General features: G+C 68.2%; 1 protein-coding gene. It reads left to right on the top strand.

Annotation, left to right across the window (positions count from 1 at the left end; translation table 11 throughout):
* Positions 1–55: 55 nt before the first annotated feature.
* The coding region (locus AC097L_RS24745; RefSeq protein ID WP_479589368.1) for an aminotransferase-like domain-containing protein at positions 56–1,308 on the top strand (1,253 nt) is incomplete at its 3' end.

Genomic DNA, 1,308 nt, shown 5'->3' with positions numbered 1-1,308 from the left:
GTAGGCATTTAAAAAAACATACCAGATGCCAAAAATGTAAAAATCTACAGCACAGATGAAACGTTACGAACAACTGGCCGACCTGCTGGCCGCCGACATCCGCTCTGGGCAGCGCGCGCCGGGCAGCCGCATGCCAAGCATCCGCACGCTGACTGCGCAGCACGGCATCAGCCCGTCCACCGCCTTCCAGGCCTACTACCGGCTGGAAGAAAAAGGGCTGGTGCGGGCGCGTGAACGCTCTGGTTACTTCGTCACCGGGGCCGTCGCCCTGCCCGCTCCATTGCCCCGCACCGTGGCCCCACCCGCCCAGGTGGCGGCCAAAGTGGACATCAGCGGCCTGGTGTTTGCCGTGCTGGACGCGGCCCAGCAGCGCGACATTGCGCCGCTGGGCTCGGCCTTTCCTTCGCCCGCGCTGTTTCCGCTGCAGCGCCTGGCCCAGTCGCTGGGCCGCAGCATGCGCCGCAGCTCGCCCTGGGAATCGGTGCAGCACCTGCCCCAGGGCCATGCCGGGCTGCGCCAGCAGATTGCGCTGCGCTATCTGGCCATGGGCATGGCCCAGCCCCCCGAAGACCTGGTGGTGACCAGCGGCGCGCTCGAAGCGCTGAACCTGTGCCTGGCCGCCGTGGCCCAGCCCGGCGACCTGGTGGCGGTGGAGTCGCCCGGCTTTTACGCCAGCCTGCAAACGCTGGAGCGGCTGAAGATGCGGGCGCTGGAAATCCCCGTGCACCCCCAGCACGGCCTGGACCTGGACGCGCTGGAGCAGGCCTTGGGCCGCCACCCGGTCAAGGCCTGCTGGCTGATGACCAGCTTCCAGAACCCCACCGGGGCCAGCCTGTCGGCGGCTGGCAAACAGCGGCTGGTGGCCCTGCTGGCCCGCCACCAGATCCCGCTGATCGAAGACGATGTGTACGGCGAGCTGTACTTCGGCAACCAGGCCCCGCTGCCCGCCAAGGCCTATGACCAGCACGGCCTGGTGATGCATTGCAGCTCGTTCAGCAAAACCCTGGCCCCCGGCTACCGCGTAGGCTGGGTAGCGCCCGGACGCTTCGGCCCGCGCATCGCGCAACTCAAGCTGATGACCACCCTGGGTGCCAGCCTGCCCGCCCAAGCTGCCCTGGCCGACTACCTGCAGCACGGCGGCTACGACAAGCACCTGCGCCGCCTGCGCCATGTGCTGGAGTCGCAGCACGCCAGCCTGGTGGCGGCCATCGCCCGCTACTTCCCCGCCGACGTGCAGGTGTCGCAGCCTGGCGGTGGCTACTTTGTGTGGGTGGCTTTTGCGCCCGGCTTTGACGCGCTGGCCTTGCA

This window comes from Rhodoferax sp. RT5P35, assembly GCF_056521385.1.
The sequence above is the reverse complement of the archived record's forward strand: the minus strand, read 5'-3'. Positions and strand labels throughout refer to the sequence as shown.